Origin of the sequence: Mycobacterium sp. NPDC051804, from assembly GCF_044452905.1 — a bacterium.
GTDB lineage: Bacteria > Actinomycetota > Actinomycetes > Mycobacteriales > Mycobacteriaceae > Mycobacterium.
The window spans coordinates 150,733-176,133 of sequence record NZ_JBITCD010000007.1 but is presented as its reverse complement, the minus strand read 5'-3'; the positions used below and the strand labels follow the sequence as shown (position 1 = coordinate 176,133).

26 protein-coding genes are annotated in these 25,401 nt (G+C 65.5%); 11 read left to right on the top strand and 15 right to left on the bottom strand.

Annotated features, from left to right (window positions below):
* Positions 1-125: 125 nt before the first annotated feature.
* The 6 genes from ACIA48_RS26755 to ACIA48_RS26730 all read left to right on the top strand — a co-directional run bounded on the left by ACIA48_RS26755 (position 126) and on the right by ACIA48_RS26730 (position 4,357).
* Positions 126-218: an Ms4533A family Cys-rich leader peptide gene (locus tag ACIA48_RS26755; protein WP_396738786.1), complete on the top strand. Its 93-nt coding sequence runs from the start codon at positions 126-128 to the stop codon at positions 216-218.
* A 116-nt stretch (positions 219-334) separates the two neighbouring features.
* Complete coding sequence (locus tag ACIA48_RS26750; RefSeq protein ID WP_396738784.1) at positions 335-1,366, top strand: sulfate ABC transporter substrate-binding protein; 1,032 nt, start codon at positions 335-337, stop codon at positions 1,364-1,366.
* Complete coding sequence (gene cysT / locus ACIA48_RS26745) at positions 1,363-2,241, top strand: sulfate ABC transporter permease subunit CysT (RefSeq protein WP_396738783.1); 879 nt, start codon at positions 1,363-1,365, stop codon at positions 2,239-2,241. The genes ACIA48_RS26750 and cysT overlap by 4 nt, the downstream gene beginning before the upstream one ends.
* Entirely contained in the window at positions 2,238-3,050 is an 813-nt protein-coding gene (gene cysW, locus ACIA48_RS26740; RefSeq protein ID WP_396738781.1) for a sulfate ABC transporter permease subunit CysW, read from the top strand. Before cysT ends, cysW begins: the two co-directional genes overlap by 4 nt.
* An 18-nt stretch (positions 3,051-3,068) precedes the next feature.
* Complete coding sequence (locus tag ACIA48_RS26735; protein ID WP_396738780.1) at positions 3,069-4,127, top strand: sulfate/molybdate ABC transporter ATP-binding protein; 1,059 nt, start codon at positions 3,069-3,071, stop codon at positions 4,125-4,127.
* 41 nt (positions 4,128-4,168) lie between these two features.
* On the top strand, positions 4,169-4,357 hold the full coding sequence (locus tag ACIA48_RS26730) for a hypothetical protein (RefSeq protein ID WP_396738778.1): 189 nt from the start codon (positions 4,169-4,171) through the stop codon (positions 4,355-4,357).
* 1 nt (position 4,358) lies between these two features.
* Here the strand turns inward: ACIA48_RS26730 and ACIA48_RS26725 are convergent, their stop codons facing one another.
* Genes ACIA48_RS26725 through ACIA48_RS26710 form a run of 4 tightly spaced genes read right to left on the bottom strand, consistent with a single transcriptional unit; the run spans position 4,359 to position 9,409 of the window.
* Positions 4,359-5,594, bottom strand: a complete 1,236-nt coding sequence (locus ACIA48_RS26725; RefSeq protein WP_396738776.1) for an acyl-CoA dehydrogenase — start codon at positions 5,592-5,594, stop codon at positions 4,359-4,361.
* A 13-nt stretch (positions 5,595-5,607) separates the two neighbouring features.
* Positions 5,608-6,624: an LLM class flavin-dependent oxidoreductase gene (locus ACIA48_RS26720; protein WP_396738774.1), complete on the bottom strand. Its 1,017-nt coding sequence runs from the start codon at positions 6,622-6,624 to the stop codon at positions 5,608-5,610.
* Entirely contained in the window at positions 6,621-7,973 is a 1,353-nt protein-coding gene (locus ACIA48_RS26715) for a glutamine synthetase family protein (RefSeq protein ID WP_396738772.1), read from the bottom strand. The genes ACIA48_RS26720 and ACIA48_RS26715 overlap by 4 nt, the downstream gene beginning before the upstream one ends.
* The gene (locus ACIA48_RS26710; RefSeq protein ID WP_396738770.1) at positions 7,970-9,409 is read right to left on the bottom strand and encodes an APC family permease; all 1,440 of its coding nucleotides are present in this window, start codon (positions 9,407-9,409) and stop codon (positions 7,970-7,972) included. The genes ACIA48_RS26715 and ACIA48_RS26710 overlap by 4 nt, the downstream gene beginning before the upstream one ends.
* Before the next feature lie 201 nt (positions 9,410-9,610).
* Here ACIA48_RS26710 and ACIA48_RS26705 point away from each other — a divergent pair, with 201 nt between their 5' ends.
* Positions 9,611-10,261 (top strand): peroxidase-related enzyme, encoded by a 651-nt coding sequence (locus ACIA48_RS26705; protein WP_396738768.1) that lies wholly within the window; start codon positions 9,611-9,613, stop codon positions 10,259-10,261.
* A 99-nt stretch (positions 10,262-10,360) separates the two neighbouring features.
* Here ACIA48_RS26705 and ACIA48_RS26700 read toward each other — a convergent pair whose 3' ends face one another.
* The 5 genes from ACIA48_RS26700 to ACIA48_RS26680 all read right to left on the bottom strand — a co-directional run bounded on the left by ACIA48_RS26700 (position 10,361) and on the right by ACIA48_RS26680 (position 15,078).
* Positions 10,361-11,170 carry an ABC transporter ATP-binding protein gene (locus tag ACIA48_RS26700; protein WP_396738766.1) on the bottom strand — a complete coding sequence of 270 codons (810 nt, stop codon included), beginning with the start codon at positions 11,168-11,170 and terminating at the stop codon, positions 10,361-10,363.
* Positions 11,154-12,182, bottom strand: coding sequence for a glycine betaine ABC transporter substrate-binding protein (locus tag ACIA48_RS26695; RefSeq protein ID WP_396738764.1), 1,029 nt, complete (start codon positions 12,180-12,182; stop codon positions 11,154-11,156). Before ACIA48_RS26695 ends, ACIA48_RS26700 begins: the two co-directional genes overlap by 17 nt.
* A complete protein-coding gene (locus tag ACIA48_RS26690; RefSeq protein WP_396738762.1) occupies positions 12,179-13,042 on the bottom strand; it encodes an ABC transporter permease in 864 nt (287 codons plus the stop codon). Before ACIA48_RS26690 ends, ACIA48_RS26695 begins: the two co-directional genes overlap by 4 nt.
* A 135-nt stretch (positions 13,043-13,177) precedes the next feature.
* Positions 13,178-13,771: a rhodanese-like domain-containing protein gene (locus ACIA48_RS26685; protein WP_396738760.1), complete on the bottom strand. Its 594-nt coding sequence runs from the start codon at positions 13,769-13,771 to the stop codon at positions 13,178-13,180.
* Between the two features lie 71 nt (positions 13,772-13,842).
* The gene (locus ACIA48_RS26680) at positions 13,843-15,078 is read right to left on the bottom strand and encodes an acyl-CoA dehydrogenase family protein (RefSeq protein ID WP_396738758.1); all 1,236 of its coding nucleotides are present in this window, start codon (positions 15,076-15,078) and stop codon (positions 13,843-13,845) included.
* Positions 15,079-15,406: 328 nt separating this feature from the next.
* On the opposite strand from ACIA48_RS26680, the gene ACIA48_RS26675 reads away from it, so the two are divergent.
* A complete protein-coding gene (locus tag ACIA48_RS26675) occupies positions 15,407-16,822 on the top strand; it encodes an aldehyde dehydrogenase family protein (RefSeq protein WP_396738756.1) in 1,416 nt (471 codons plus the stop codon).
* A 16-nt stretch (positions 16,823-16,838) separates the two neighbouring features.
* On the opposite strand, the gene ACIA48_RS26670 is transcribed toward ACIA48_RS26675, so the two are convergent.
* From ACIA48_RS26670 to ACIA48_RS26645, 6 genes are all read right to left on the bottom strand, one after another.
* Positions 16,839-17,840 carry a LacI family DNA-binding transcriptional regulator gene (locus ACIA48_RS26670; RefSeq protein ID WP_396738754.1) on the bottom strand — a complete coding sequence of 334 codons (1,002 nt, stop codon included), beginning with the start codon at positions 17,838-17,840 and terminating at the stop codon, positions 16,839-16,841.
* Between the two features lie 46 nt (positions 17,841-17,886).
* Positions 17,887-19,341 (bottom strand): aldehyde dehydrogenase family protein, encoded by a 1,455-nt coding sequence (locus tag ACIA48_RS26665; protein ID WP_396738753.1) that lies wholly within the window; start codon positions 19,339-19,341, stop codon positions 17,887-17,889.
* Between the two features lie 119 nt (positions 19,342-19,460).
* Positions 19,461-20,180: a sirohydrochlorin chelatase gene (locus ACIA48_RS26660; protein ID WP_396738751.1), complete on the bottom strand. Its 720-nt coding sequence runs from the start codon at positions 20,178-20,180 to the stop codon at positions 19,461-19,463.
* Positions 20,159-20,863 carry a phosphoadenylyl-sulfate reductase gene (locus ACIA48_RS26655; protein WP_396738749.1) on the bottom strand — a complete coding sequence of 235 codons (705 nt, stop codon included), beginning with the start codon at positions 20,861-20,863 and terminating at the stop codon, positions 20,159-20,161. The genes ACIA48_RS26660 and ACIA48_RS26655 overlap by 22 nt, the downstream gene beginning before the upstream one ends.
* Positions 20,860-22,539, bottom strand: a complete 1,680-nt coding sequence (locus ACIA48_RS26650; RefSeq protein ID WP_396738747.1) for a nitrite/sulfite reductase — start codon at positions 22,537-22,539, stop codon at positions 20,860-20,862. The genes ACIA48_RS26655 and ACIA48_RS26650 overlap by 4 nt, the downstream gene beginning before the upstream one ends.
* 105 nt (positions 22,540-22,644) lie before the next feature.
* Positions 22,645-22,836, bottom strand: a complete 192-nt coding sequence (locus ACIA48_RS26645) for an Ms4527A family Cys-rich leader peptide (RefSeq protein ID WP_396738745.1) — start codon at positions 22,834-22,836, stop codon at positions 22,645-22,647.
* Here ACIA48_RS26645 and hemW point away from each other — a divergent pair.
* From hemW to ACIA48_RS26630, 3 genes are all read left to right on the top strand, one after another.
* Entirely contained in the window at positions 22,835-24,013 is a 1,179-nt protein-coding gene (gene hemW, locus ACIA48_RS26640) for a radical SAM family heme chaperone HemW (protein ID WP_396738743.1), read from the top strand. The genes ACIA48_RS26645 and hemW overlap by 2 nt on opposite strands.
* A 79-nt stretch (positions 24,014-24,092) precedes the next feature.
* Complete coding sequence (locus ACIA48_RS26635; protein ID WP_396738742.1) at positions 24,093-24,608, top strand: sigma-70 family RNA polymerase sigma factor; 516 nt, start codon at positions 24,093-24,095, stop codon at positions 24,606-24,608.
* Positions 24,601-25,293, top strand: a complete 693-nt coding sequence (locus ACIA48_RS26630; protein ID WP_396738740.1) for a hypothetical protein — start codon at positions 24,601-24,603, stop codon at positions 25,291-25,293. Before ACIA48_RS26635 ends, ACIA48_RS26630 begins: the two co-directional genes overlap by 8 nt.
* Positions 25,294-25,401: the final 108 nt, after the last annotated feature.

Below are 25,401 nucleotides of genomic sequence, written 5' to 3'. Positions count from 1 at the left end.
CCGCGGTCGAGGGTGACGTTGGTACTGGTCATCCTCTTGGTGCTGGTCATCGTCATGTGGTGGCTCACCCGCTAGAGGGCAAACTCGAAAAGAGAACCTGGGAAGGCTCTGTTATTCTTCGCGCCATGCGTACGGCGTCCGGCAACAAGAGCGGCCACATCTTGGCCCTCATTGCCGTGGGTTTCGCTGCCGTCGCTGATGTCTGTTGTTGTCGCTGACCCCATACCCGTCCGCGGTCTGGTGTCGGTAGCGGCTGAACCAATGCCCTGACACTGATTCATCACCTTGCCGTCGTGACGGGATTACCACGTAACTCCCGCAACGAAAGGTCATCATGGTCAACATTCACAAGACGTGGCGCACCGCCGCCGTCCTGGCGGCGTCCGCGGCACTGCTCGCCGCGTGCGGCGGGGGTTCCAGCGACGTCGCGGGCGGCGACGGCGATCAAGGCGCCGCCGAAACCACCCTGACAGTGGTCGCCTACGCCGTCCCGGAACCGGGCTGGAGCAAGATCATCCCCGCGTTCGCGGCGACTGACGAGGGCAAGGGCGTGGCTGTCACCACGTCCTACGGCGCCTCGGGTGACCAGTCGCGCGCCGTCGTCGACGGCAAGCCGGCAGACATCGTCAACTTCTCAGTCGAACCCGACATCACCCGTCTGGTCAAGGCCGACAAGGTGGCCAAGGACTGGAACGCGGACGCCACCCAGGGCATCCCGTTCGGCTCGGTGGTGTCCCTGGTGGTCCGCAAGGGCAACCCGAGGAACATCAAGGACTGGGATGACCTGCTCCAGCCGGGGCTCGAGGTGGTCAGCCCCAGCCCGCTCAGTTCGGGTTCGGCCAAGTGGAACCTGCTGGCGCCCTACGCCGCCAAGAGCAACGGCGGCCAGGATCAACAGGCTGGGCTCGACTTCGTCAACAAGCTGGTCACCGAGCACATCAAGACGAGGCCGTCGTCCGGCCGGGAAGCCACCGACCTGTTCCTGCAGGGCACCGGTGATGTGCTGCTGAGCTACGAGAACGAGGCGATCAACATCGAGCGCCAGGGCAAGCCGGTCGAGCACATCAACCCGCCCCAGACGTTCAAGATCGAGAACCCGGTCGCGGTCGTCACCTCCAGCGCACACCAGGAGCAGGCCAACGCGCTGAAGAACTTCCTCTACACGCCCGAAGGCCAGAAGATCTGGGCACAGGCGGGTTTCCGGCCGGTTGACCCCGCGGTCGCCGAAGAGTTCTCGACCGATTTCCCGACTCCGGAGAAGCTGTGGACGATCGCTGACCTGGGTGGCTGGAGTGAGGTCGACCCCGAGTTGTTCGATAAGGAGAATGGGTCGATCACCAAGATCTACAAACAGGCCACCGGATGACAGCTGCTGTTGACGACGAGGCGACCCGGCCGAAATCCACCGGAGACGGTGGAGCCGGGCCGCCTCGCGGCTTCTTCAAGAGCCGTTACGGCAGCACGAGGCTGCGCGTCGGCGTCGCGACGACATGGTTGTCGGTCATCGTGCTGCTGCCGCTCGCCGCGATCGTGTGGCAGTCCGCGGGCGGCGGATGGTCGGCGTTCTGGCAGGCGATCACTTCGAACGGTGCGCTGGAGTCGTTCCGCGTCACGTTGACGGTGTCGGTGGCGGTCGCGGTGGTCAACCTGTTCTTCGGTTTGATCGTCGCCTGGGTGCTGACGCGAGACGACTTCCCCGGCAAGCGCTACGTCGACGCGATCATCGACCTGCCGTTCGCGCTGCCGACCATCGTGGCCAGCCTCGTGATGCTGGCGCTTTACGGCCCCAACAGTCCCATCGGGCTCTCGCTTCAGCAGACCATCTGGGGCATCGGCATTGCGCTGGCGTTCGTCACGTTGCCGTTCGTTGTCCGTTCAGTGCAACCGGTGCTGCTGGAACTGGACAAGGAAGTGGAGGAAGCGGCGGCGTCGCTGGGTGCGGACAACTTCACGATCTTCAGGCTGGTGATCCTGCCGGCGCTGCTGCCCTCGCTGCTGTCGGGTGCGGGATTGGCCTTCTCCCGCGCGATCGGTGAGTACGGCTCCGTCGTCCTGATCGGCGGCGCGGTGCCGGGCAAGACCGAAGTTTCATCGCAGTACATTCGCCAGCTGATCGAGTTCGACGATCGAACCGGGGCTGCTGCGGTTTCCATTGTGCTGCTAGTGATCTCCTTCGTCATCCTCTTCATCCTGCGCACCGTCGGATCGCGTGCAGCCAAGCGTGAGGAGCTGTCTGCATGACCCTGTCGCCGGCGACGCGCTATCTGCTCCGTTTCCTCGCGCTCGGCTACATCTTTGTCCTGCTCGTCGTTCCGGTCGGGCTGATCCTGTGGCGGACGTTCGAGCCGGGCGTCGGCGCGTTCTTCGAGTCGATCACCACCCCCGCGGCACTTTCGGCCCTTCAACTGTCACTGCTCGTGGTGGCGATCGTGGTGCCGCTCAACGTCGTGTTCGGGGTGCCGACCGCGCTGGTCTTGGCGCGCAACAAGTTCCGCGGCAAGAGCATGCTTCAAGCCGTCATCGATCTGCCGTTCGCGGTGTCACCCGTGGTGGTCGGCGTGGCGCTCATCCTGCTGTGGGGCTCGGCCGGCATATTCGGATTCCTCGAGAACGACTTCGGCATCAAGATCATTTTCGGCTTCGCCGGGATCGTGCTCGCCAGCATCTTCGTCACCATCCCGTACGTCATCCGCGAGGTCGAACCGGTGCTCCATGAGTTGGGTACCGACCAGGAGGAAGCCGCTTCGACACTGGGTTCCAGTGCGTGGCAGACGTTCTGGCTCATCACCCTGCCATCGATCAAATGGGGACTGATGTACGGCGTCGTGCTGACCGTCGCGCGCACCCTCGGGGAATACGGCGCGGTGATCATGGTGTCCTCGAACCTGCCGGGCATCTCCCAGACTTTGACCCTGCTGGTGTCCGATCGCCACAACCGCGGCGCGGAGTACGGGGCATACGCCATCTCGACACTGCTCATGGCGGTGGCCATCGTCGTTCTGATCGCTCAGGTGATCCTCGACGCCCGCCGCGAAAAGACAAGCAAATAGGCCCGAGGAGACGTTGACATGACGAACGCGATCACCGTGCGGGGCGCCAATAAACACTATGGCGACTTCGCTGCTCTGGACAACATCGATTTCGACGTGCCGGCGGGTTCCTTGACGGCGCTGCTCGGACCCAGCGGGTCGGGAAAATCGACGCTGCTGCGGGCGATCGCGGGCCTCGATCAACCGGACACCGGGACCGTCACCATCAACGGCGCAGACGTGACCGGTGTGCCGCCCCAGCGTCGCGGTATCGGCTTCGTGTTCCAGCACTACGCGGCGTTCAAGCATCTCACCGTGCGCGACAATGTCGCCTTCGGGTTGAAGATCCGTAAGAAGCCGAAGACAGAGATCACGGAGAAGGTCGACAACCTCCTCGAAGTCGTTGGGCTGGCAGGTTTCCAAACTCGCTACCCCAATCAGCTCTCCGGTGGGCAGCGTCAGCGCATGGCGCTGGCGCGGGCACTCGCGGTCGACCCGCAGGTGTTGCTGCTCGACGAGCCATTTGGAGCCCTGGATGCCAAGGTGCGCGAGGACCTTCGGGCGTGGTTGCGCCGGCTGCATGACGAAGTTCACGTCACCACCGTGCTGGTGACGCACGATCAGGCGGAGGCCCTCGATGTCGCCGACCGGATCGCGGTGCTCAACAAGGGCCGGATCGAGCAGGTCGGTTCACCTACCGACGTCTACGACAAGCCGGCCAACGCATTCGTGATGTCGTTCCTCGGCGCGGTTTCGTCGCTGAACGGCAGCCTGGTCCGCCCGCACGACATCCGTGTCGGCCGAAATCCGGATATGGCGATCGCAGGCAGTGATGATTCCGTTCAGACGACGGGCGTGCTGCGGGCCACCATCGACCGAATTGTCATGCTGGGCTTCGAGGTTCGCGTGGAGCTCACCAGCGCGGCCGACAAAACCCCGTTCACGGCGCAGATCACGCGCGGCGACGCCGAGGCGCTGGGGCTCAAAGAGGGTGACACGGTGTATGTGCGTGCGACGCGTGTTCCCGCGCTTCCCGGCGGTACCGACATCCCCGCAGCCGACGAAGCCGACGAGGACGAATCGCTGACCACGGCCTGACTCCTCTTGGCGGGCTGAGCCCGCGCGCCTAAGATCCGCCCATGAGCGACGCGGTCCTCGGGAGCATCATCCTGTTGACGGCTGCGGCCGTCGCCATTGCGGCGTCCGTCTACTACTCGCGTCGGTTCAACGGATTGTCTCCAGAGGAGCAAGAGGAACGCACCAAGCGATGGTCGGCCGGTCGCGGCGGGGGCAACAGCGGTGGGGGATGCGGCGGCTGCGGCGGCTAGCTCAGAAGTAGCCGTTGGCAGGTGGCCGGACTCCGTTGACCGCGTAGTTGCCCGCCGCATGGGCCTTGTACGCCAATGGGCTGTGCGTGGCGACGGTGCGGGCATTGCGCCAATGACGGTCCAGGTTCAGCGCGCGGGCGGTCGCCGATGCGCCGCCGGTGTCGAACAACCGCTCCGCCGCCGCGATGGTCAATCGTTCGGCCACCAACTGAGCCTTCGCGACCGTGACGGCGACGTCGGCGACAGCGTCCTGGTCGTGCTGCAGACCCTGGTTGACCAGACGGTCGATCGCATCGGCGGCCGCCAACACGACGGCCTCGGCTGAGGACGCCGATGCCGAGATGTCCCCGACGGCTTGCAGGACAAAGGGATCGGTGGCCGCACTGTCGGCCACCGAGTGCGACGCGGGGCGCGCTTTGGTGCGGACGTAGTCGACCGCGTCGTCGAACACCGCGTACGCGATGCCGACCGCCACCGACGCCAAGTAGAGCTGCAGGAACGCTGTTCCGTGGCCGAGCGTATCGCCTTCGGATACGGTGACGACCTCTTCGGCGCGAACCTCGACCTCGATGAACCGTGTTCCGCCACTCGCAGTGGTGCGCTGGCCGAATCCGTCCCAGTCGTCGAACAATTCGACGCCGGTGCGGTCCACCGGGATGATCGCCTGCACGTCGCGGCCGTCGGCGTCCAACGCCGACACCGCGATGACGTCCGCAAACAGCGTGCCGGTCGAGTAGAACTTGTAACCGTTGAGCCGCAGTACGCCCGCGGTATCGGGAAGCACCTTGGTGTCGGCACTCGACGGTGCTTTGCCCGCCCCATCGGTGATCGCGTTGCCGACGACGATGCCTGCGTTCACCCGCGGGAACCACTCCGCGCGCTCGCCGGGTATCGCACGGTTGCTCAGCAGACGCTCGGAGAAACCGAAGTGTGCCCGCAGGGCCTGGGCGACATTCGAACTGCCGCGGCCGATCTGGATGACCGCGCTCAGCACATCGCGCACTTTGCCGCCCGGCCCGCCGAACTCCGTCGGCACCCGCAGCGCGAGCACACCGGTGCGCCGGATCGCCTCGACAGCGCCGTACTGCAGGACGCGGTTGCGTTCGGCGGCGGGGTCGTCGTTGCGCAACGAGGCGATGACGTCGGACAGTCGCGCCAGACGTTCGGTGACCGACCCGTCGAGCGGCTCGGCGGCGAACGGTCCGCGCGGTGCAACAGGTTCGCGAGTGACGGTCACATCAGCTCCATGGTCATCGGAAGTGGGGGATGATCTTGTCCGCGAATCGGTCCAGCTCCGATTCGATTGGCTGGAACTGGAGCATGAACAGTTCGACACCGGCCTCGTGGAACACGTTGATGCGCTCGATCACCTGGTCGTAGCTGCCCACCAGGCCGGCCAGTGTCCCGCCGTTGGAACCGATGCGCTTGGTGCCGGACAACACCTTGTACATCTGGGTCTTCGGGTCGGTGCCACCGGAGATCTCGGGCCGGCTCTCCGCGTCGCTGAGGGCCTGCAGATAGTCGAGTTCCGCGAACGCCTCCGCCTCCGTCTCACGCGCGATCACGAAGGCGGACAGTCCGAATCGAAGAGGCGCACCCGCTCGCGGACGGGCGCGCAGATCCTCGATGACGTCGATGGTTTCGGGCAGTGGACGGCCGTTGATGAAGAATACGTCGGCGTATTCGGCCGCCAGCGCCCGGCCGGGTTCGGATTCGCCGCCGACGTACAGCGGCGGTGGGTCTGCCGGCGCGGGCCGGATGACGGCCGGGTGGCCGCCGCGGTCACCGATCGCGACGTGCTTGCCGGCCCATAGTTCGATGACGGTCGCCAACCACTCACGCGAGTACGCGTACCTGTCATCGTGTTCGAGCGGATTCAGTCCCAGGCCTTCCAATTCGGGCAGAAACCACCCGGTGACCAGGTTGACGGACAGCCGCCCGTCCGCGATGTCGGCGACGTTGGCGGCGATCTTCGCGAACACCAGCGGGTTGAACAGCAGTGGTTTGACCGCGCCGATCAACTCGATGCGTGACGTGGCCTCGGCGAGCGCCGCAATCGTCGACCACGTTTCGAGGACGTCGTCCTCGGTGTTGCTCGGGTGGATGACGTGCTGTGCCAGCAGCGTCGAGTCGAACCCCGCCGCTTCGGCACGCAACAGCAGATTGCGCGTGCGGCGGTAGCTCGCGTCCGGAGCGTCCTGCGGATGCAGGCGTGCACCGTGATTGCCGTACACCGGGGCCCACACCCCGAAACGTGCTGCACTCACGAGCGGGCCAGGTAGCGCTTGCGTTCCCAGTCGCTGACCTCGCTCGAGTATTCCACCCACTCACTGCGGGCCAACGCCGCGAAGTCGCGCACCGAATCGGCGCCGAGGATCTCAGCGATGGTGTCGTCCCGGGTGGCCAGTTCCAGTGCCACACCCAGTGATTCGGGTAGCGGGGCACCCTTGGTGTACAGGTTGCCGCCCTGCGCCGGCGGGGGAGTCGCCTTCGCCTCCAGGCCCGCGATCACCGCAGCCAAAGCCGATGCGATCAACCAGTACGGGTTGGCGTCCGAGGCGCCGCTGCGCAATTCGATACGCGTGGCCGACGGGTCGGACTCCACCAGGGAGCGCACGGCGGCACTGCGGTTGTCGCGGCTCCACGTGACCGTCGCCGGTGCGAACGAATCGGGGATGAAGCGCCGGTACGCGTTGACGGTATGCGCCCCGAACAACGTGATCGACGGAAGGTGCTCGAGCAGGCCGGCGATCGCGTGCAGGGTCGTCTGGTTCTCGGCGCCGTCGTCGGCGGCGAAGACCGGCTCATCGTCGCGCCAGAGCGAGATGTGCAGATGCTGCGAACTGCCGGAGTGCTCGGTGAACGGCTTGGCCATGAAACTGGCGATCTTGCCGTGCTTTCGGGCCACCTCCTTGGCCGCGTACTTCAGCCGCACCGCATCGTCTGCGGCCTCCAACGCACCGGTGTAGACGAGATTGGTCTCGATCTGGCCGGGGCCGTACTCGGTTTGAATGCCTTCGAGACGGGTAAAGGCGCTGAGCGTCTGGTAGAGATCGGTGAGCAGCGGATCAAGAGCGTTGGCGTTTTCCAGCGAGTAGGCGTGGATGTCGTCCTGGAACGGCGATCCGTCGGCGTTGAGTAGATAGAGCTCGAACTCGACGCCGATCTTCGCGGTGTAGCCCAGCGATGCGAGCCGCGCCAACACTTTCCGAAGGACCGCACGCGGGTCGAGGAGCGACGGACTGCGGTCGTGGGCGACGATGTCGGAGATCACGTGACCCACCCGCGGCCGCCACGGCAATGGTCGGTAGGTCGTCAGATCGGGCACCGCGAACACATCGGGGTACCCACCGACCCAGTTCGTGAGATCGAGCGACTCGACGACCGTGCCCTCGGTGTTCCAACCCAAAGACGCTTCGCAGAAGGCAAACCCACTGCCGAGCGCGCGATTCAGGAATTGTGACGCAGGGATCCGCTTGCCCTGCGCATGGCCGAACGGATCAGCCCATGCCACCTCGATCTCGGCGAGCGAGCCATCACCGATGGCGTGGCGCAGTTCCCGCTCCCTCGCCGTGGTGGTGGCCTGCGGCGCCGGCGCGTCCACGGTGTATGTCATGACGTCACGGCGGTGTTGTCACGCACCCTCGTCCCGACGACGACGCCAACTACGAACGCCGCGACGAGAAGTCCGATGATGACCCAGGCCAGAATGCTGGAGCCGCCGACCAAGGTGCTGAGATTGGTGAGGATGAGCACCAGCGAGCCCAGCAGCCCGATCAGCCCGAGCGCGGGGGCGATGCGGACCCGCCACAGCGAATGACCGCGCCGGTCCTTGCCGAAGTACACGAGGACCGCGACGCTGGTCGCGATGAGCAGCACGATCACTCCGACGGTGGTGGCGCCCGCGAACCAGGTATAGAACTGCGCGGCCGGGTCGAGCTGGAAGACCACGGCGAGGATGACACTGATCGCGACGACACCCGAGATCCACAGCGACGCCTTGTGTGGCGAGCCGTGTTTGACATGTGGGTGGCTCAACGAGGCCGGCAGGACGTCGCGCTGCGACAGGGCGAAGAGGTAGCGCGAGGCGATCGTGTGGAAGGCGAGGATGCAGGCAAACAGGCTGGTGAAGTAGAGCACGGTGATGATGTCGGCGCCGACGATGCCGATGTAGCGCGACGCGGTGTCGCCGAGGAATGTGCCGCCGGAGTCGGTGGCGTGAGCCACCGCCGCGTCGTCTCCCCAACCGGAGATCAGCGCCCAGCTGGTCACCGCATAGAACACGCCGATCAGGATCAATGCGACGTAGGTGGCGCGCGGAATGGTCCGCTCGGGTGTGCGGGCCTCGTCGCGATAGATGGCTGTCGCTTCGAAGCCGACGTAACTGATGATCGCGAAAAGCAGTCCGATGCCCAGCGACCCGGACACGATGGCGCTGGGGTTGATGATCCCCGTCGACAGTCCGTGGTCGCCGCCGCGGGCGACGATGACGAGATCGAGGACGACGACGATCGCGATCTCAGCGCTCAGCAGTACCCCGAGCACCTTGCTCGACAGTTCGATGTTGCGGTAACCGAGGAACGTCACGACGGCGAAGGCGAGCGCCGCGAACAGCCACCACGGCAACGCCGGTCCGCCGAACAGTTCGACCACCGCGGTCCCCGCGGGTCCCAGCAGGCCGTAGACACCGGCTTCCAGCGCCACATAGCTGACTATCGCGACGAAGGCGATGCCGATACCCGCGGGGAGCCCCAGCGACTTTCGGACGTAAGAGAAGAACGCGCCGGCCTCCTCCACGAACGGGGTCATCGCCGTGAATCCGACCGCGAACAGCAGCAGAATGATGGTCGAGATGATGAATGTCGCCGGGAAGCCGGCTCCGTTGCCCGAGGCCAGGCCCAGCGGAACGACGCCACCGATCACACCAAGCGGTGCGGCGGCGGCCACCACCAGGAAGACGATGGATGCCACCCCGAGATTGCCGCGCAGCTGGCGTGCTGGTGCGGGTGGATCATCTCTCAGCGAATCGGGCGCGTCGATGATTTCGGACATGAGAAGGCCATCCTTCGATGGAAAGAGTCGATAGGTTGACTGGACGCTAGGGCGAGGCGGGTCGATTGACCACATCTGGAGTCATCGTGAGTCTTATAGACGGGGACGCGGGTACACGGCGCGACAGTTCGCACAAGGCTTGTCATCGGCGATGTAGGAAGGCTTGCGCGGGGCGCGCAAAGGAGACCATCGTCGTCCGCTATGACGACAACAACTACGACAACAACTAACGGCACTGAATCGATATCGCCCCAACGCATTTCGCGTCTACGCGTGCCGGAACTGGACGAGCTGCGGGAGGCGGAAGTCCGTAACTTCTTCGAAGGCCAGCAGCGCGACGAGGGACTCACCTCCAACTGGTTTCGTGCGCTGTCACTCAACGAGCAGGACTTGGCGCGGCTGAACGGCTACCTGCTGCCGTTGTTGGGTGTCGGTGGACGGGGCGGTCTGACGATCAGGGAGCGGGAAGTGATCGCCACGGTCGTGTCAGGCGAAAATCGCTGCGCCTATTGCCATACCAACCACGCCAACAAGCTGGGTAAGGTCGCTCGGGACTGGTCGTTCGGACAACGGGTGGCGATCGACCACCATCAGGTAGCCGAGCTCACCGACCGCGAACGTGCCCTAGCCGATCTCGCTGTCGCCGTGAACGGAGATCCGCAGTCCATTCGCGACGACGACATCCAACGGCTGCGGGAACTCGGCCTCGACGACCACGAGATTTTGGAGGGGATCTCGATCGCGGCCTTTATCGGGGCCACCAACCGCATCGGGATCGCGTTGTCGGTCCCGCCCAATCCCGAATACACGGGCGTGCCAAAGCGTCCGGAGGCGTCGGGGAGTGCCTTCTGAAGTACGCTCTAATTCTCCCGACATGTACACCAGGGTCGTGCAGCGGCCGCCGACCACAACCCTGGTGTACATGTCGCGAACGCTTTTGGTGGAGCGCGACTAGGCCGCCGCGGCCTTGACCGCGCGGCCCACCTCGGTGCGAATCGCCGTGTACTCGGGCGAGCGGCGTAGTTCGTCGGCGTCGATGCCCGTGCGGGGGAGGTCGACCGGAAGATCCAGCGCCACTTGCCCGGGTCGGCGCGTGAGCACCACGATCCGCGATCCCAAGAACGCGGCTTCGTCGGCGCTGTGGGTGACGAACACGGTGGTGCGGCCCGATTCGGCGCTGACCTGGCGGACGTCCTCCTGTAGCCGCTCCCGTGTGAGCGCGTCGAGCGCGGCGAACGGCTCGTCGAGCAGGAACAGCGGTGTCTCAGCGGCCAGCGCGCGGGCGATCGCGACGCGCTGTTGCTGGCCGCCGCTTATTTCCCAGATCTTGCGGTCGGCGGTACCTTCCAGGCCAACCCGGGAGAGCAGCTGGTCACGTCGATCGGATCGGCGTTCCCGTGGCACCTTCGCGTACTTGAGTGCGAGGTCTATGTTTCCGCCTACCGTGCGCCACGGGAACAGCCGCGGCTGCTGGAACACCACACCCGCCGTCACCCCGGGCGTCGGCGCAGTACCCGACACCTGCACCCGGCCTTCGCTGGGTGATTCGAAGCCGGCGAGTAGACGCAGCAGCGTGCTCTTGCCGCAGCCGGACGCACCGACCAAGACGAGGAACGACCCGGGATCGATGCTGAGATCGACGGGACCAAGCGCGGTGACCTCGCTGTTCCCCCTGCCGTAGCGATGGGACACCCCGGCGATCCGGATCGCCGCGTTGTTGTCCTGCTCGGCAATGCTTTTCAGCTCACTGACTGAGGACACCGGGCAGCCCCTTGGTGTAGATCGCATCCTGGAACGTCTGCAGTGGTGCCGCCGACGGAATCTGCTTCTGATCAGCCAGGAATTGCGACGCGCTCTGCAGGTTCACCGCGATGTTGCCCGGAGCGCCCTCGGCGCCAAGCCATTCCGGAGAGGCGACCTGTTCAGGCGTCAGGAACACACCCTGCTTGATCTGACCCTCGGTTGCTTCTGGTGACAGGCCGATCTCGGCGGCGACAGCCTTGGCGGCAGCGGCCGGATCGTCGCGGATCAACGTCAGGGCACGTGCTTCCTGCTGGCGCCAGGTGTCGACGACCTCCGGATGAGCCGTGGCGAACTCGTCGGAAACCACACCCAGATCCAATGTCGGCTTACCGTCCTTGGCCAGTTGACGGCTGGTGATGAGGTCCTTACCGCTCTTGCGCAGATCGTCCAGGGTCGGCAACCAGGTGTACGCCGCATCGATGTCGCCGCGATCCCATGCCGCCAGGATCGCCTGCGGCTGCAGGTCGACCAAACGAACATCGCTGGGGGACAGCCCATTCTGAGCCAGGGCGGCCAGCAGGCTGTAGTGGGCCGTCGAGGCGAATGGCGTGGCGACCCGCTTGCCCTTCAGCTGCGCGATCGTGTCGATACCCGTGCCGTTACGTGCAACCAGTGCCTCGTTGTCGCCGGCCACGTCGAGGACGAACGCGACCTTGTACGGAATGTTCAGCGGTGCCGACAACCCGCGGGCGACCGGGCTGGAGCCCAGCGCTCCGAAATCGAGTTCCTTCGCGATGAAAGCGGTGTTCACGTCGGCGCCGGAGTCGAACTTGATCCACTTGATGTTGTAGTCGGGCAGGGCTTCTTCCAGCCAACGGTTGTTCTTCACGACGAGATCGCCGCTGGGAAAAGTCTGGTATCCGATCCGAATGGTCGGCTTGCCGGCTTCCTGTCCAGGCTGGTCGACCGAGCAGCCGGCCAGTGCCATGGTGGCGACGGCCAGCGCGGCGATTACGGCCTTGAATTTCATATCTTTCCTCTCCAGGGGACAGCGCGCCGTTCGATGGCGCGAAGCAGACCGTCGATGACAAGTCCGGAGATGCCGATGGCGAAGATGCCGACGAGCACGACCGGCGTGTTGTTGTAATTGCTTGCGTCCTTGACCAATCCGCCGATACCGGGGATGCCGTTGAACAGTTCGGCCGCGACGACAGACGAGTACGCCATGCCGACCGCCAACCGGATGCCGGTGAACGTCTCCGGCAGTGCCGAGGGGACGACGACGTCGCGGATGACCTCGGTGCGCGACGCGCCCAGAGCTCGGGCGGCCTCCTGCAGACCCACCGGCGCCGCGACGACGGCGGCGGTGGTCGCGACGGCAGCGGGCGGCAACGCCGCCAGGGCGAGCAGCGTGATTTTCGGTGCTTCGTCGATGCCGAGCCAGATGACCAGAAGGAAGAAGTAGGCCAGCGGAGGAAGGGCACGCAGGAACGTCAGCCACGGTTCGAGCACGCTGCGCACCCAGCTGACGGACCCCATGACGAGGCCGAGGAGTACACCAAGCGACACGCCGATGACGACACCGACGAGCACCCGGCGCAGGGTCATGTAGAGGTGCTCCCACAGCAGGTAGCCCGCATATCCACGAACTCCGTCGTGCGTGGTGGAGACGTCGATGAAGGCCCGCCACACCGTGCTGGGGTACGGCACGAACGTCTGGTTCCATATTCCACTGGCGGCGACCAGCTGCCACACGATGAAGAAGACGACCACCGACAGCAGCGGGAGTGCCGCGCGGGTGAGCCTGCCGCGCCACTTACCCGCGGACGCGGCGGCGGCCGGCGAGTCGACCTTCGGCTCGTCGGGAGCGATATCTACAAACACCGACACTGTGAACGACTTTCTGTTGCTGAGACGAAACGGGATTGGATCAGCGACAGCAGGAGTCGTCAGACAGCGGCGCGGACATTGGAGTATTAGTACCGGCTCGAAAGCGGCCGAGGGATATCTACGCTCAGCGAGAGTTTATTGCCGCGTGGCGGCGGAAGCTGAGCCCAGATTCAACACGAGTGACTCGGCGGGTTCGCCGGCGCCGCGGTTGTAGGGGAGCTTCGACAGGACGGTGGCCATTGCGCAGGTATTGCTCAGGGCCGCATAGGTCAAGCCTCCGCCGATCGCGGCGGCGATCCACTTGGCCTTCGGCACAGCGACGCTGCCCACGACAGAGGTCAGCACGATCGATCCGGCGACCAGCCGTACCTGACGCTCGAGGTCCCAGCGTTGCTTGCCGCGATTTACGGTGTATCCGCGTTGTTCCCAGTCGAGAATCCCGTCCTGCAGCACGCGGGTGATGGTGCCCGCCGAACTCAGGATCTGCTGGGCCTGGGCAGAGCGTTGACCCGAGCGGCACACCAGGACGACGACATCACCATTCAGTTTTTCCACCACATCGGCTTGGTGCGAGCGCAGCACGTCCAACGGAAGATTGAATGAACCCGGTATGTGCGCGGATTCGAACTCGGCGGGAGTCCGAACGTCGACGATCCGCGCGGGTTCGGCGGAGTCGAGGAGATCGCGCAGGTCAGTCGAGCTGACGGTGTCGGTGTGCGCTGCAGTCATGGCGGTCGGCTACCCGGTGCAATGTCGTGACAGTGCATTTCGCTCGCCCTGAACCTAAATCTCTCGGGACCTCAGGCGAGCCCGAGTGCGATGGCCCCGAGGCTCTCCAACACCGCATCCGAGTTCGGCGGATGCAGAGTACCGGTCCGCACATCCCGGTAAAGACGTTCGAGCTCATGACGTTTCGACACCGACGACGCCCCGACGACCTGGACCGCTATGTCGACGATCTCGCGAGCCGTCGCGGTCGCGAACTCCTTCGCTGCCAGCGCCCGCCACGGTGGCAGGCCGCCCACTCCCTTGACGGTCGCGGATTCGATCAGCGCGACCGCCGCCTCGATTTTGATCTCGGCCTGCGCGATCTGCCGTTGCACGGCCGGCTTCTCGGCGTGGCTGACGACGTCCTGACGCAACGACGACCGCGTTTGGGCGCCCAGGATCGCGGTATCGAGCGCCCTGCGGGCGATTCCGACGTACACACTCGACAGCAACGGCAGGTACCAGCCCAGCAGGAGGCCGATGTAATCGGGATAGTTCGGGCCCACTGGATGAATCGCAACGGTCTTGTGAGGGTCTGCGCGTGCGTCGTCGAATACGGTGTCGTGACTGGCTGTTGCGCGCACACCGAGCGCATTCCAGGTTTCTTCGATACTGACACCGGCCGTCTCGCGATCGACGAAGGTGTGCACGATCAACGGGTTGTCCGGATCAGAATCGTCGCGGGCGTGGATCCCGATCTGATCCCACACCGGCGACAACGACGTGAAGGTTTTGCGACCGGTGATGCGGTACGACCCGTCGGACTGCGGAATCGCGTGAACCAGCGCGTCATCAAGGCCCACGTCGTTGCCCTGCTCGCCGTGTCCGGCGGCGAACACGTCGCCCGAGGCGATGTCCCGTATCAGCCACTCGAGATCACCGATACCGCGTGCCACGGCGTCTGCCGCCGACCCGGCCCAATAGAGATGCATGTTGAGGGCGAGGGCGCTCGCTGGCGCCCAGTAGGCGAGGTGACGTTGTTCGCGGGCCAGATCGGTGAGTGACAGCCCGACGCCGCCGAGCCGCTCCGGCAGTGGAGACTTGAGATATCCAGCGCCTAGGATTTCGGCGAAATCCTCAGCAAAGAAGGAATTCTCGGTGTCATACCGTGCGGCCCGGCTGTGGAATCGCTGGTAGTCCTCCGTGGTGAAGTAGCGACTCTGGAAGCCGTCCGCCAACGGGCTGGTGGGGCTGACCACGGTCGGCCGCGCGCTGGGTACATGTGTGACTACAGCCAAACCGGGCCCATGGTCGTTGGTGACGGTCATAGCTCCGATGATGCCGTCTTCTCGGCGGCACACCATGATTCGAGTCGCGCAGATTCTGAGTGCGATTTCGGTCGCGCCTGTCGGCGTCGCCCGCAACCAGTGCCGGCCCCCGGCGCGCCCGCGACTCCTGTGCGAAGGCAATGCATCGGTTTGGCGGCCGAGTCGAAGGTCGACCGCGATGAGTTCGGGTCCGCGCGCAACGTGCTGCTAGTCAGGCGCCGCCGCCTGGTAGACACCGACTGGCCAGATAAACTAGCTTGGTTATGCGCTTAATCAGACGGATCCGCGTAGCGGCGCATCGGAGCGCTCAGCGAAAGGATGAAGGACCTTGACTATCACGATTCCGGTCTACAACCCCTCGACCGAAGAGCAGATCGCGGAGGTCCCCGACGCCGACCAGGCGGTCGTCGACGCGGCGGTGGCCCGGGCGCGCGACACATTCGAATCCGGGGTGTGGCGCAAGCTGCCCGCGGCACAACGCGCGGACGTACTCTTCAAGGCCGCAGCCATCATCCGAGACCGCCTCGACGAGCTTGCCGCGATCGAGGCGCAAGACAACGGCATGAATCTGAACGGCGCCCGCCACATCATCGGCGTGGCGCTCGACGTATTGATGTACTACGCAGGCTGGGTCGGCAAGATCCACGGCGAGTCGAGCAATGTCGTATCCGAAGTTGTTGCCGGAAGCGGTGTTTACGACAATTACCACAACTTCACCCAGTTGGAGCCGGTCGGTGTGGTCGGTCTCATCATCCCGTGGAACGGCCCGTTCTTCGTGGCAATGCTGAAGACGGCTCCGGCGCTCGCGGCGGGTTGCAGCGCCGTTCTCAAGCCGGCTGAGGAGACACCGCTCACCGCGCTGAAGCTCGAGGAGATCTTCCGTGAAGCGGGTCTGCCCGACGGGGTTCTGAACGTCATCACCGGGTACGGCGAGACGGCCGGTGCAGCGCTCACCGCGCACCCAGATGTCGACAAGATCGCATTCACCGGGTCGACAGAGGTCGGCCGTCTGATCGTCAAGGCGGCCGCGGGCAACCTGAAGCGCGTGACGCTCGAGCTGGGTGGCAAATCGCCGCTCATCATGTTCGACGACGCCAACCTCGACAGGGCGATCGCGAGCGCTGGATTCGGCTTTCTCGCCGGCTCTGGACAGAACTGTTCCTGCACGTCCCGCATGTACGTCCAGCGTGGCATCTACGACCAGGTGGTCGACGGCCTCGCCGCGTTCGCCAAGATGCTGCCGATGGGCGGTAGCGATGAACCCACGTCGGTGATCGGGCCGCTGATCAGCGAGAAGCAGCGTCAGCGTGTGCACGGCATCGTGAGCGACGGCGTGGCCGCCGGCGCCGAGGTGATCACCGGCGGCAGGGTGCTGGACCGCAAGGGCTACTTCTACGAGGCGACCGTCGTCACCAACACCACGCCCGACATGCGGCTTATCAAAGAGGAAATCTTTGGACCGGTCGGCTGTGTGATTCCGTTCGATGAGGAAGAAGAGGCGCTGGCGGCCGCGAACGACACCGACTACGGCCTGGCCGCCACCGTCTGGACGGAGAACCTCGGTCGTGCCCACCGCGTCGCGAACGAACTACGGGCGGGGCAGGTTTGGGTGAACAGTGTGCTCGCAATGGATTCCGCGATGCCGATCTGTGGTCACAAGCAGTCGGGTTGGGGCGGCGAGCGTGGCCGCAAGGGCATTGAGGCCTACTTCAATACCAAGGCGGTGTACGTCAACCTCGGATGAGGTGGCCGGCCTCTGCTCAGGTCGAGGCGCGCACGATCAGCCGAGTGATGTCGGCCGGCTGCGGTGGTGGCAGCGACGGATAGTTCAGCTCGGCGAGCAGCGCCGCGGTTGCGACGTCGGCGACCGCGGTCGGGTTGAACTCGACCGTCGTCAGCGGCGGTGAGCTCAACGCACCGATGGGCGCCGCGTCGACCCCGATGACCGCCAGATCCGCGGGGCACGTCAGCCCGGCCTCGCGCACGCCGAACAGGATCAGGCACGCGACCTCGTCGCTCTGCGCGCAGACCGCGGTGACACCGTCGCGTACCCAGGAGGTGACCACCTCCGCGACGTTCTCGTGGGTGACATCGCCGACGCGGACGGGTGGCAACCCTCTCGCATCGGCCGCTGAGAGGACCCCGCCCAGCCAGTAGTCACCCAGGGCGCGCCAACGCTTGGCCCCCGCCCGGGCGAAGGCGATCGCTCGGTGGCCGCGCGCGACGAGATGGTCAATTCGCATCTCGCCCACCGATTCTGGGGGATTGTCCAGTGCGGGCAGCGTCCCGATCTCGATATGCGGTATGTTCGCCGACTTCATCGCCTTCACGACGCGGTCGGGTAGCGGGAACAGGCTCGTGACGGCGACGGGATCGATGTTTTCGATCGCGTCGACGATGTTGCTGTCGTCCTCGGTCTCGAAGATTTGGATCTGGAGCAGCCCCGCGCGTGCCAGATCGGCCGTCATCCGACTGCCCGCCTGCAACGGCATGTCACCTACGGCGATCCGCGGCACCACGTAGAGCACCGCACCGCTCCTGCCGCGCGCCAGGTTGCGCGCGGCCAGGTTGGGTCGGTAACCCAACTGCTGGGCGGCGCGGATCACGGCGTCGCGGGTCCGCTCGGAGATCCGGTGCCCCTCGACGTCGTTGAGGACGTAGCTCACGGTGGCCGTCGACACGCTCGCCAGACGCGCCACATCAGCGGTGGTGGGTCTGGGCACGCGCGCATCACCGCTTGCGTCACCCCGGGGACCGGCCATGCCACATCGTGGCACGTTCAGTCGCGGCCCACGCGCATAGCTGGTGTCAGAGCTGAGCCCAGACCGACTTCGTCTTCAGGTACGCGTCGATACCTTCTTGGCCGAATTCGTGACCCCAGCCCGACTGCCGGTAACCGCCGAACGGCACCGCGTGGTCGAACACCAACTGACAGTTGATCGTTACGGTGCCTGCCTGCAGACGCTTACCCAGCCGATGCGCGCGGCTGAGGTTGTTGGTCCACGCCGTGGCGGCCAGACCGTAGGTCGTGTCGTTGGCCATCGCGACGGCTTCGTCGTCGTCGTCGAACGGCAGGACGGTGACCACGGGCCCGAAGATCTCCTCCTGGTACAGGCGCATGTCCCGGTTGACGTTGGTCAGCACCGTCGGGTGCACGAAGTAGCCCTTGCGGTCGAGCCGGTGGCCGCCGGTGACCACCTCGGCGCCGTCGGACTTGCCCTCGTCGATGTAGCCCATGACCCGGGTCAGCTGCTTGGCGCTGATCAGCGGACCGCTCATGCAACCCTCTTCGTCGGGTCCGCCGAGCTTGACGAAGTTCGCCATGTTGGAGATGCCTTCGAGCACCTGGTCGTAGACCCCGCGCTGGACGAACACGCGCGAACCGCACACGCACCCCTGTCCGGAGTGCACGAAGATCCCCATCGACGCCATGAAGATGGCCTTCTCCAGGTCCGCATCGTCGTAGATCAGCACCGGCGACTTACCGCCGAGCTCGAGCATGACCTTCTTGAGGTTGCCCGCCGATGCCCGCACGATCTCCTTGCCAATCTCGGTCGAGCCGGTGAAAGCGACCTTCTCTACGTCGGGATGTGCGGTGATCGCCGCGCCCGCGGTGTGGCCGTACCCGGTCAGCAGGTTGACGACACCCTCGGGCACGCCGGCCTCGTGGATGAGCCGGTTGAGCAGGATCGCCGAAAGCGGCGTCTCCTCGGCCGGTTTGACGACCATGCTGCACCCCGCGGCCAGCGCAGGGGCGAGCTTCGCGCAGGCGTTGAAGATGGGTCCGTTCCACGGGAAGATCAGGCCCACAACGCCATACGGCTCCTTGAGCGTGTAGGTGTGCATGTCGACCCACGTGTCGGTGGCGATGCCCGCGGTCTTCACGTCGTACGCGTTGCCGCTGATCTTGGAACACCAGCCGGCGTAGTAGCGGAAGAACTCGGCGCAGTTGGGCAGGCCCAGCGTCGCCTGCATCAGCGGCATACCGGTGTTCAGCGAATCGAGCTGCGCGATCTCGTCGGCGTGCTCGTCGATGAGGTCGGCGATCTTCCACATGATCTTCGCCCGCGCGCGCCCGGGCAGTTCCGACCACACGCCCGCCTCGAAGGACGCTTTCGCGCGCGCGACGGCCTCGTTGACGGCCTCGGCGCCGCAGTCGGTGAACTCGACGATCGGCTCTTCGGTCACCGGGTTGATGACCGAGATCGTTTCTCCCGTTCCCGGCCGAGCGGTGAGTTCGTCCAGAACCGTCTGCAGCGTCATCGTTGACCTTTCTCGTCGCCCATGAGGAGCGTTTTCGCCCACCATGCTGAGCAACTGCTTAGCACGGTGGCGACGCGAGGGTCAAGGTAGGCACAAGCGGATTGGTTAAGCGTTTACCGTCAGGCGGCAGCGGAGACGACGTTCACCGCGTCGAAACGGTCCAGAACCGTCGCGGCGACCAGGTTGTGTGAGCCCAACGGCTCGGCCATCGGAATGGAGTGAGCTGCGGCGTAGGACGCCACTCGGTCGGTGATGACGCCGTGCGCCAGGAACCACGGGGCGATCACCAAATTCCGGGCGCCCTTGGCGCGCAGCCGGTCCGCGGCCTCGGCGACGTTCGGTCGTGGGCCCGCCGCGGACGCGACTTCGGCGCCCGCCCATCGGGTTCCGGCGCTCAGGACGCGCGCCACGTCCGCCGTCCGCGCGTTGGCCGCCTCGTTCGACGAGCCGACGGCCACCACGAGCACGCCGAGCCCGTCCTCTTCAGGGGACACCCCGATTTCCGACAGCCGCTGCCGCAGCACGGACAGCAGGGCGGGATCTTCGCCGAGCACTTCCGCCTGATCGACCCGCGCACCCGACTGCTCGATCATCTCGGGGATGTCGACCCGGGCGTGATAGGCGTCGGCCAGCAGGAACGGCACCACGACGCCGTCAGGAAGGCCGGTCAGCACGTCGCGCAGATTCGGGTCCGATTTGTCCAGGAACGCCGCACGGACGTCGAGCCACGGCCGCAACCGCCGGATGCGACCGGCCACGGCATGAGTCACCGCGGCCGAGCGCGGATCGACGCTGCCGTGGGCCGCCAATACAAGCGTCACGACGCGTGCAGCCCGCATTCCGTCTTGGTCTGGCCCGCCCAGCGGCCGCTGCGCGGATCCGCACCCTCGACGGGCTTTGCGGTGCACGGTGCGCAGCCGATCGAGGGATACCCCTCGAAGACCAGGGGATTGACGAGCACATCGTTGGCGTCGATGTAAGCCTGCATCTCGTCGTCGGACCACGCCGCGATCGGGTTGATCTTCACCAGTCCGAAAGCCTTGTCCCAGCTGATGAGTGGCGCGTTGGCGCGCGTCGGCGCCTCGACACGACGGATGCCGGTCACCCACGCTGAGTAACCGCGCAGCGCCTTGGACAGCGGCTCGACCTTGCGCATCCGGCAGCACTCGCTGGCCTCGCGGGCGAACAGGTCCTTGCCGAACAATTCGTCCTGCTTGGCGACGCTGTTCTCCGGCGTGACGTTCACCACGTTGATGTCGTAGACCGCCTCGACGGCGTCACGTGTGCCGATGGTCTCGACGAAGTGGTACCCGGTGTCGAGGAACAACACGTCGACGCCGGGGCGCATCTTCGCCGCCAGGTCGACCAGAACGGCGTCCTGCATGTTCGACGCGACGACATAATTGCCGCCGAAGTTCTCGTCGGTCCAGCGCAGCAGCTCGTTGGCGTTGGCACCCTCGAGTTCCGCGGCGCCACGCTCCGCCAACGCAATCAGGTCAACCTCGTTCAGAACGTCTGTCATCGCAAATCCGCCTCGTCTGCTCGTACGGCCCACGTAGCGAAACGCTCGCCGTCCTCGCGATGTTTCACGAAGTTGCGAACGACCCGTTCGATGTAGTCACCCAGCTCGCTGGACAGCACCTTGTGCTGACGCAACTTACGGCCGAAACCGCTGTCCAAGCCCAGACTTCCCCCTAGGTGGACCTGGAAACCCTCCTCGGGGCCGTCGCCGTCGTCGACCATCTGGCCCTTGAACCCGATATCGGCCACCTGGATCCGCGCGCACGAGTTCGGGCACCCGTTGATGTTGACGGTGATCGGCACGTCGAGCTGAGCGTTGATGTCTTCGAGCCGCTTCTCCAGCTCCGGAACCAGCACCTGTGAACGGCTGCGGGTCTCGGCGAAGCTCAACTTGCAGAACTCGATGCCGGTGCAGGCCATGAGGTTGCGGCGCCAGTGCGACGGCTGCGCGGGCAGTCCCAGCGCGTCCAGGCCGTCGCGCAGTTCGTCGAGCTTGTCGTCAGGAACGTCGAGGATGATCAGCTTCTGATACGGGGTGAACCGGATCCGGTCGCTGCCCGCGGCCTCGGCCAGATCGGCCACCTTCGTCAGGATGGTGCCGGAGACCCGGCCCGCGATCGGTGCGACGCCGACGGCGTTCAGCCCGTTCTTCAGCTTCTGCACGCCGACGTGGTCGATCGGGCGTGTGACCGGGATCGGTGCGGGCCCGTCGATCAGCGGCCGCTTCAGGTATTCGGTCTCGAGAACCTCGCGGAACTTTTCGACACCCCAGTCCTTGATCAGGAACTTCAGCCGCGCCTTGGCCCGCAGCCGGCGGTAGCCGTAGTCGCGGAAGACGCTGACCACGCCCTCCCAGACGTCGGGCACCTCGTCGATCGGTACCCAGGCGCCCACCCGCTGGCCCAGCATGGGGTTGGTGGACAGACCGCCGCCGACCCACAAATCGAAGCCTGGACCGTGTTCGGGGTGCTCGACGCCGATGAACGCCACGTCGTTGACCTCGTGGACAACGTCCTGCAGGCCCGAGATCGCGGTTTTGAACTTGCGCGGCAGGTTGGAGTACTCGGGCTTGTTGATGTAGCGCTTGACGATCTCCTGGATCGCGGGAGTTCCGTCGATCACCTCATCGAGCGACTCGCCGGCCAGCGGTGAACCGAGGACGACGCGTGGGCAGTCACCGCACGCCTCGGTCGTCTGGAGGCCGACCTCGTCGAGCCGCCGCCAGATCTCCGGCATGTTCTCGACCTCGATCCAGTGGTACTGGATGTTCTGCCGGTCGGAGATGTCGGCGGTGTCGCGCGCGAACTCGGTGGAGATGCCGCCGAGCGTGCGCAGTGAGGCCGCGGTCAGGGCGCCGCCGTCGCTGCGGACGCGCAGCATGAAGTACTCGTCTTCGAGCATGTCGGTGTTCTCGTCGCCGGTCCAGGTGCCGTCATACCCGGGCTTGCGCTGGGTGTACAGGCCCCACCAGCGGAAACGGCCGCGCAAGTCACCCTTGTCGATGCTGTCGAAGCCGCCCTTGGCGTAGATGTTCTCGATACGCGCCCGCACGTTGAGCGGGTTGTCGTCCTTCTTGGACTGTTCGTTCGGGTTGAGCGGCTCGCGGTATCCGAGCGCCCATTGACCCTCGCCCTTGGGGCGCTTGACGGGCTTGGGCTTTGATTCTGCTGTTGTCATGTGGTTGGGCTCCTTAGTGGAGCCGGATCGCGCATCTCACCGGTGGGCTGACCGGCGGCGCAGATCCGGCGGCCAGCTGTAAGTACAGGTGGGCAGGTCAGCGCGTCAGGGCAGACAACAACAGGTACAGACGCGCTTGAAGTCGACATGGCGCCGCACCACCAGCGATACGCGGTGGGGGAAGATGCGGGCGGACTTCACGATGCCAATTGTGCCACGGGCACCGACAAATGCCCTAACCGGGCCAGATTTGCGCTCACCGTGAGCAAAAGGCGGGATCTGGGAAACTGTCTGCATGACAGTCCGGACGGCAGGTGTGCGTGAGCTGCCAGATCTGGCGCTGACGCCGGGCCGCGCGTTCGGCATCTACGTGCACGTGCCGTTCTGCGCCGCGCGCTGCGGGTACTGCGACTTCAACACCTATACCCCCGCCGAACTGGGCGGGACGAACCCCGACAGCTGGCTGGTAGCCCTGCGCGCCGAGCTGGCCCTCGCGGCCGATCGGTTGGGATCCACGCCTGATGTCGACACCGTCTTCGTCGGGGGCGGCACGCCGTCGCTGCTCGGCGGTCCCGGTCTGGCCGCCGTACTGGACGCGATCCGCGCGCACTTCACGCTCGCCCCGGACGCCGAGGTCACCACCGAGGCGAACCCCGAATCGACGTCGCCGCAGTTGTTCGAGCACCTGCGCACGGCCGGCTTCACGCGGGTCTCGTTGGGCATGCAGTCGGTCGCTCCGCACGTGCTGGCGGTGCTGGATCGGGTGCACTCACCGGGCCGGGCTCTCGAAGCGGCGCGCGACGCCCGCGCCGCCGGCTTCGAGCACGTCAACCTCGACCTGATCTACGGCACACCGGGGGAGACCGACGACGACCTGCTGCGCTCGGTGGACGCCGCCGTCGAGGCGGAGGTCGACCACGTGTCCGCCTACGCGCTAGTCGTCGAGGACGGCACGGCGCTGGCACGCCGGGTTCGGCGCGGTGAGGTCCGCCAACCCGACAACGACGAGCTCGCGCACCGCTACGAGCTGATCGATGCGCGCCTGTCCGACGCGGGTATGGGTTGGTACGAGGTCTCCAACTGGTGCCTGCCCCGCGGCGAATGCCGGCACAACGTCGGCTACTGGGACGGTGGCGAATGGTGGGGCGCAGGCCCGGGTGCGCACGGTTACGTCGGCTCGACGCGGTGGTGGAATGTCAAGCACCCCAACGCTTATGCGCAGTCATTGGCCGACGGGATGTTGCCGGTGGCTGATTTCGAGCAACTGGATTCCGGCGCGCAGCACACCGAGGACGTCATGCTGCGGGTGCGGCTGCGCGACGGGCTGCCACTTGGCGTCTTGAACGACGCCGAACGAGACCGGGCCCAGACCGTCATCGACGACGGGCTGTTGACGCGCGACGGCGACCATTTGATCCTGACCGACCCGGGTCGCTTGTTGGCCGACGCGGTGGTCCGCACTCTGCTTGACTGAGATTGAACGATTCTGCGGTGGTGATCCGTTGTGTTGTGCGACGACGACGGAAAGCGAGGAATACGCGGGTGCATCGCATATGACCGATCCTGATCAGGCCGCGCTCCTGCGAGAGATCCACGACGCTCACAGTCACGACCTGCAGCGTTATGTACTGCGCCTGACGCGGGGCGACATGCCGTTCGCCGAAGACGTGGTGCAGGAGTCGCTGCTGCGGCTGTGGCGGAAACCCGACATTCTCACGCAGCCCAGCGAATCGGCGCGGGCGTGGCTGTTCACCGTCGCCCGCAATCTCGTGATCGACGACCGCCGCAGCGCCCGCTTCACGCGGGAGCTGCAGAGCGACAACCTTCCCGAGCGACCATCACTCGATGCGATCGGACCCGCCGTCGACAAGTGGGTACTGGCCGACGCGCTGAAGTCGCTGTCCAGTGATCATCGCAACGCGATTGTGCGCGCGTACTACCTCGGCCAGACCGTGGCCGATATCGCTCAGCAGGAACAGGTTCCCGAGGGAACTGTCAAATCCAGACTTCATTACGCGATGCGCGCGTTACGAATTGCGTTGCAGGAAAGGGGGGTTGGTCGTGACTGACAACAGACCCGACGACCTAGCCGAATGGGATGCGGCCTACGTCCTCGGTGCGCTGAATCCGGAGGACCGGCGCACCTACGAGAACTACCTGGCGACGAACCCAAAGCGAAACGCCGAGTTCGCCGAGCTGGCGGGGATGCCCGACATTCTTGATGTGCTCAGTCCCGAAGAGGCCTTGGCATTGACCGATCTGCCGGGCAGCCCGCCGGCCGAAGATCGCCCCGACAACGTCGCATCGCTGACCGCCGCGTCGGCGAAGCGGCGATCCCGACGGGCCGGCATCGCGGGCGTGGTCGCGGCCGCCGCGGCATTGGCGATCATCGGTGGTGTCGTGGGGGCGACGGTCTTCCCCCGCCCGACGGCGGTGCAGACCGTGGCGATGTCGCCGATGCAGCCTGGGTCTCGTCCCGGCCTCAATGCCCAGCTCGCCGTCACTGAGAAGAAGTGGGGCACCGAGCTGAACTGGGCCTGCGAGTACACCAAGGAGTGGTCGCGCGATGTCGAGAGCTACGACATCGTCGTGACGACGAAGAGCGGCGGACAGGTGGTCGTGGGTTCGTGGCGTCCGGCCGGTGACGAGGCCACCGGATTGTCGGCGGCGACGAGTATCCCGACGTCGGAAATACGCAGTGTCGACATCCGGGTGACCGGCACCGATGAACCGCTAGCAGTCACCACTCTTTGAACGCTCTCGCCGAAATTAGCGACCGCGCAAGCGCTTCGGAACGTGATCGGCGCCACGCTCGTGATCACCGCGTCGGCCCTGCGTAAAGACCAATTCCGACGCCTCGTA